The organism is Nocardia brasiliensis IFM 10847 (genome assembly GCF_000710915.1).
Classification (GTDB): Bacteria; Actinomycetota; Actinomycetes; order Mycobacteriales; family Mycobacteriaceae; genus Nocardia; species Nocardia brasiliensis_A.
Map to the genome: position 1 here is coordinate 24,332 of NZ_BAUA01000043.1, position 6,150 is coordinate 30,481.

A 6,150-nucleotide genomic window follows, 5' to 3' on the forward strand; every position below is an offset into this window, starting at 1 on the left:
GACCGATTCGACGTGGACCGGCATGGTGGCGATCGGTGACACAGCTCTGGCCGTCACCGACACCGGCGGCCCCGGCATCCCTGTGCTCTATGTCAACGGTCACGTCGCCCCCCCCCCAGAAATACTGGCGCCACGTGATCGCCGATCTCGGACCGGGGTGGCGCCACATCACCTATGGGGCTTTCGTCGCGGCGCACCGGGCCAGCCCAAACCCAGACCGGACCGTCGGCGCGGTCCTGGTCGAGGGCGCCCAACCGTCCTGGTCGGGCTGGTCTATGTCTCTCTCGCCCTGCGTAATCGCTTCCAACCCAACCCTACCGGGGCCGGCTGCCGCTGCGCAGCGATGACCACGCCGCCCGCAGTCTTTGATCGTGTGCGTGCGCGACAGCGGCAAATCACAGATGGCTGCCGGGCTGATGCGTCACGCCGCGAACAGACGAATCGCGGCCGATCCGCGAAGAGGACGAAACCCGCGTCCGCCACCTACTCGCCGAACTGGACATCCCCACCATCTGAAAGGTGCTGCACCCCATGACAACCTACCCATGTCACCCGATTCGACTAGTAGTACCAATCGTGCGCTTTCCCCCCTCCGGGCACAGTGAGCGAATGTGTTGTGACTTCCCGGGAAGTCCCACAGCCACGAATCAGCGTGTCGTATGAGCAACACACCGACTTCAAGGCCCTGACGGACCGACCGACGACTCGCACACCGAGCCCACCGCCGTATCGAAAACGGTGGCGACATAGAGGTTTCGACCGCAGCGCACCCGCAATAGAGCGTGGTCGTCCCGATCGTGGCCTAGACCGTCTAGGGCTTGCCGTGCCGCGAGTCGACGTTCGGCCGGGCCGAGAGCGGCGGGATCACTCATGGGTTCCTCGGCTCAGTGCGGAGCCGAATGCGAACTCGGCCAACGGTTTTGCGGCCACGCCCGGCCCCGACTCAGCGGCCGACGCCAACGGATCGGCCGCCAGATACTCCGTGAACCACGCAGCCGCCAACCGCGCAGCCCATTCCGACACCCGCGGTCCTTCCGACACGTGCCCCGGCACGTTCAGCTCTTGTACGCGATGCTCGCATCGCATCGCCGCAGCCGCACGGCGGTTCAGCGCATGTACTCGGGTGTCGTGCCCGCCCACCAGGAACAGCGTCGGTGCGGTCACATCGGCAAGCCGCTCGTCGGCCAGGTCCGGTCTAGCGCCACGAACAACCACCGCGCGGACGTCGTCGCCCCGTTCTGCTGCCGCCCACAGTGCCGCAGGGGCATCAGAACCTGCCCCGAAGTATCCGACGGGCAGCGTCCGGCACAACCGTGCGGTCCGCAACCAACTCCGCACTGCGGCCAGGCGGTCGCCGAGCAGTGCGATGTCGAATATCCAAGCGGGGTGGGTCGACTCGGCTGGAGTCAGCAGATCGATCGACATCGTCGCGAGGCGGTGGTAGACCAGCACCTCAGCGATCGACCTGCTGCGCGGGGTGTTTCGGGTACTGCCGCTGCCGTGTGCGAACACTACGAGCCCGATCGGAGAAACCGGCACTCGAAGGTGTCCAGCGAGTTCGACAGTGTCCGCGGGGATTACCACCTCCGTATCGCGGAGCAGCTGAGGCCCAGTGCTGTCGACAGTTGTCATGGCGAACCTCCGTTCACTGGTGCACCCAGTTTCGACAGTCGCATGCCTCGGGAGAAGTGCCATAAGTCGTTCGGGGCAGGGCAGGAGGGCTGTCGCGGGATCGGTGAAAGTTCGGATCTTTCACGCCGCAGGTGGTCGATCGTCTTCTGGCGGTAGCGGCACAAGCGACCGATGCCGTCTCGATCCGGGACTTCCTGCCCTGACGAACGATCCATCGAGCGCACACCATTAATTCTGTTCCCGCAGAACGATATGAGGGTGGGCTCCATGAAGACGGTCGGCAGGATCACGGCGCTGGCGACGGTCGCTGTGATGGCATTCGTTCCCTTCGTCGCCTCGGCCGTCGACGCGCCCCCGACTGCGGCGACGGTGTTCACGCGCGCCTACGACACGGCGAGCAAGACCGTGACCTTGACCTTCGACGCGGACTGGTGGAGTCCTGGCAACCCGGACGCAGTGCTACGCATTCTGCGCGACAACGGGATCACCGCCGCGTTCTCCCTCACCGGCCGCTACGTCGAAAAGTATCCGGACCAAACGCGGACGCTGCTCTCGGCCGGGCACAAGCTGATCAACCACAGCTACGACCACCCCTACTTCACCCAACTCGCCCGGGCCGATCGCTGGACGGAGCTGGACAAGGCGGAGGCGGCATTCAACCGGCTGGGTTACACCAGCGCGGGGTGGTTCCGCGCGCCGTACCGCGACGGATATCTCGACGCCGGCGTCAATGCCGATCTGGCCGCACGGGGCTATTACCTCAACTACGACTGGACATTCGACACAACCGGATACGACGGCGCGAGCGTCGACACGATCGTCGCGCGCGTGCGCCAGTACACGGTGCCGGGCGCGACGATCGTCATGCACCTGAGCAACGAATCGACCGACACCGCAGCGTTGCCATCGATCATTTCGACCCTGCGGAACATGGGCTACGGCTTCACCGACCCTTACCGTTCCGTCACCAAAGGCTTGATCGGCGCCGCCTACGCCGGCTTCGGCGCACAGAATTCAGCACTCGGTGTCCCGCGCACAGGTGAAATGACCGCCACTACAGCCGGAACCAGTGCGGTGCAATGGTTCGACACCGGCCGCATCTACTGGCGCAACGACATCGGCGCCTTCGAAGTCCACGGTGCGATCGGCGGGAAGTACTTCGAGCTCGGCTCGGTAACCTCGTTTCTCGGGTACCCGATCACCGACGAGACCGGCACGCCCGACGGTGCCGGGCGGTTCAACCACTTCCAGAACGGCTCGATCTACTGGAGCCCCGCGAGCGGGCCGCATACGGTCTACGGGGCGATCCGGAACAAATGGTCCGCTCTCGGGTGGGAACGCGGATTCCTCGGCTACCCGATGTCCGATGAAGTCGGCGTGACCGGCGGACGAGCGTCACAGTTCCAAGGCGGCAACATCTACTGGTCATCAGCCACCGATGCGCACGAGGCACACGGCGCGATCCTGAACCGCTACCTTCAACTCGGCGGCACCGCAAGCTCGCTCGGCCTGCCCGTCAGCGACGAATACGACATCAGCGGCGGACGTCGCAGCGACTTCCAGCACGGCAGGATCGAGTGGAACGCCACCACAGGGGCGCTGACAGTGTCCTACTCCTGAACCGGATTCGGTGCCCCGACCGCCCCCGTCCGTCGGGGCCGCAGCCGAAGGCGCGGGCTTCGAGCCGTGCTCGATGGACTCACCGCATCCGGTGGGATCTGTCGGCCGGTCGTGCCGATGCTCCTGCTGTACCAGCAAATACAAGTCGCGCGCGTCGGGCTTGGCCAGGCGCTACAAGAAGCGCACCGGCAAAAGACCATCAGGCTGCCGCGGTCGCCGACCGCGCACACTCGATGGCAGCGGTCCGCAGGTGCGGGACAGTGCCATCGTGGTCGACGAACTCGACTCCGGCACCGGCCGATCGAGATGTTCGGCCGCGACGTGCGCTATTTCTTGTTGCCGCCGGAGCGGGTTCCGATGTAAGTACTCGCAATCGCCATGACGGCGATGATCGCCGCGATGAGCACTGCTGCGGTGGGCCAGTCCATGATCTTCTCCTGTCGAGGCTATCCGGTATGGAATCCGTTGTCGCCCATCATGAATGTGCCGACCATGCGCGGTACAGGGCCGGTCGTCCATTGTGCCGTGCCATCCGGCCCCTTGTCCGCGGGTGGTCCGGCCGGGTTGTACGCAGCTGACCGAAGACCCCGATATCGGGCACCAACGTCCCTACCGCGGAGCGGCTTCGGCGACGACGGTGAACTACAGATCCCACCGGAGAAGGAGTGGACACCGTGAGTATCGCCCGCCGCCTGGCCCTGTTGTTCCGGGTCAAGGCCGACAAGTTGCTCGACCGCAGCGAAGATCCCCGTGAGGTGCTGGACTATTCCTACCAGCGACAGCTGGAAATGCTCGCCCGGGTGCGGCGTGGGCTGGCCGACGTCGCCACCAGCCGCAAACGAATCGAATTGCAACAGAACCAGCTACAAAAATCCGCAGATCACCTGAGCGACCAAGCCGAGCAAGCGGTAGCGCAGGGACGCGACGAGCTGGCTCGCACCGCACTGACCCGCCGCTCGGCGGCGCTGACCCAGCTCGACCAACTGCGCCCGCAGCATGACGAACTCGCCGCGCAGGAAACGAAACTCATCGCGGCCGCCCAGCGCTTGCAGGCGAAGGTCGAGGCCTTCCGCACCCGCAAAGAGACCATCAAGGCGACCTATACGGCCGCCGAGGCCCAGAGCCGGATCAGCGAGGCCGTTACCGGGATCTCGGAGGAGATGGGCGATGTCGGCCTGGCCATGCAGCGCGCGGAAGACAAGACCGCGCAGCTGAGTTCGCGGGCACAGGCGCTCGATGAGCTGATCGCCTCCGGTGCGCTCGATGACGCGACCATGTCCACCGACCACGACGACATCCAGGCGGCCCTGGCCGCCGCGGCGGGTACCGGCGACGTCGAATCCGAACTCGCCCAGTTGAAACGCAAGCTCACCCCCGCACTCGAGACGCCGGCGGGCGGCGAGTCATGATCATTCGAATTCTCGGCGAGGGACAGTACTCGGTCACCGACGCCCAGGTCGACGAGCTGAATTTCCTCGACGATCAGCTGCTCGCAGCGGCCGACTCTGGCGACGACACCGGGTTCGGCCTGACCCTGCGCCAGATACTGGACACTGTGCGCTACCGAGGCACCGCGCTGCCGGCCGACGCACTGGTGCCCTCCGATCTGGTTCTGCCGGACGAGGGATCGGACGTGAGGCTGGTCAAGGCGATGCTGCGCGATGACGGACTGATTCCGGGGTGAGCCGTGCATACCCGATTCCAACCGGACCGCCAGCTGACCACCCGGATGGCGCTGACCATGTTGCTGCTCGGACTGGTCTACGTGGCGTTCATCGCCGCGTTGGTGGCGCTGATCAAATCGGCCGTCGTGGTCGTCCTGATCGTCGGCGCGCTGTTGTGGGCACAGTTCTGGTTCTCCGACCGGATCGCGTTGTACGCCATGCGAGCTCGGATCGTCACCGCGGCGGAGGAACCGTACCTGCACGGCGTCGTGGACCGGCTGTGCGCCACCGCGGACATGGCCAAACCACGGATCGCGATCGCCGACACCGAGTTGCCCAATGCCTTCGCCACCGGCCGCAGCAGACGGCACGCGGTGGTCTGCGTGACCACCGGACTACTGCGGCGGCTGGACACCGAGGAATTGGACGGCGTACTTGCGCATGAGCTTTCGCATATCGCACACCGCGACGTGGTGGTGATGACTACCGCGTCCTTTCTCGGTGTGCTCGCAGGGTTGGTGGTCCGCTTCAGTATGTACTCGACCATGTTCGGTGGCCGAAATCGCCGCGGCGACAGTACGTTCCTGATCGTCTTGGCCGTCATCGCGGTCTCCTCGGTGGTCTATGCGCTCAGCTACTTGCTCATCCGCGCGCTGTCGCGATACCGCGAACTGGCCGCCGATCGAGCAGGCGCCATCCTCACCGGACAGCCGTCGGCGCTGGCCTCGGCGCTGACCAAGATCAGCGGCGACATTGCTCGCATCCCGACCAGCGACCTGCGCGCCGAACAGGCATTCAACGCCTTCTTCTTCGCTCCAGCGCTCGGTGCGGGCACGAGCCTGTCGACACTGTTGTCCACTCATCCGAGCCTCGACCAGCGACTAGATCAGTTGGCGAGGCTGGCAACCGAACTCGGCCGGGAGATCTGAGATGCGGTTGTTCGACACACTGTTCGGGCGCACTCGGCAGGTACCGCCGAATCTCGATGTGCTGTTCGCTGTCCCGGCCGCCGCCTACACCTTGCAGGCCGCGCTCGGGCTGCGCCCCACGGGCACCGGCGCGGTGTGCTTCAAAGCGGCCGAGGGGGCCGGCGCACAGCAGCAACACGACGAGATGCGCGCATTGCTCGACCTCGATCCGAGTATCACCACGACCACGAGCCTCGATGAGTACGGCTTCACCTGGATCGTCTGCCGGCACGCGGAGGCCGACCTCGCCGCCTTGGTCACGGTGC

6 protein-coding genes are annotated in these 6,150 nt (G+C 65.5%); 5 read left to right on the forward strand and 1 reads right to left on the reverse strand.

Annotated elements, in window-relative coordinates:
* Positions 1-864: 864 nt before the first annotated feature.
* Positions 865-1,452: an alpha/beta hydrolase gene (locus tag NBRGI_RS08525; RefSeq protein WP_148310744.1), complete on the reverse strand. Its 588-nt coding sequence runs from the start codon at positions 1,450-1,452 to the stop codon at positions 865-867.
* Between the two features lie 492 nt (positions 1,453-1,944).
* Here NBRGI_RS08525 and NBRGI_RS45015 point away from each other — a divergent pair, with 492 nt between their 5' ends.
* From NBRGI_RS45015 to pspAB, 5 genes are all read left to right on the forward strand, one after another.
* Positions 1,945-3,252: a polysaccharide deacetylase family protein gene (locus tag NBRGI_RS45015; RefSeq protein ID WP_158439820.1), complete on the forward strand. Its 1,308-nt coding sequence runs from the start codon at positions 1,945-1,947 to the stop codon at positions 3,250-3,252.
* A gap of 674 nt (positions 3,253-3,926) precedes the next feature.
* Positions 3,927-4,661 carry a PspA/IM30 family protein gene (locus NBRGI_RS08540; protein ID WP_029894276.1) on the forward strand — a complete coding sequence of 245 codons (735 nt, stop codon included), beginning with the start codon at positions 3,927-3,929 and terminating at the stop codon, positions 4,659-4,661.
* Positions 4,658-4,936 (forward strand): PspA-associated protein PspAA, encoded by a 279-nt coding sequence (gene pspAA, locus NBRGI_RS08545; RefSeq protein WP_029894278.1) that lies wholly within the window; start codon positions 4,658-4,660, stop codon positions 4,934-4,936. The genes NBRGI_RS08540 and pspAA overlap by 4 nt, the downstream gene beginning before the upstream one ends.
* Before the next feature lie 3 nt (positions 4,937-4,939).
* The gene (gene htpX / locus NBRGI_RS08550) at positions 4,940-5,845 is read left to right on the forward strand and encodes a zinc metalloprotease HtpX (RefSeq protein WP_029894280.1); all 906 of its coding nucleotides are present in this window, start codon (positions 4,940-4,942) and stop codon (positions 5,843-5,845) included.
* Between the two features lies 1 nt (position 5,846).
* Positions 5,847-6,150 (forward strand): PspA-associated protein PspAB (gene pspAB / locus NBRGI_RS08555; RefSeq protein WP_029894282.1); only part of this gene is annotated, 304 nt, incomplete at its 3' end.

Coding starts and splice junctions, on each gene's coding strand:
- NBRGI_RS45015 (WP_158439820.1), top strand. CDS start 1,945: ATGGCATTCGTTCCCTTCGTCGCCTCGGCCGTCGACGCGCCCCCGACT.
- pspAA (WP_029894278.1), top strand. CDS start 4,658: ATGATCATTCGAATTCTCGGCGAGGGACAGTACTCGGTCACCGACGCC.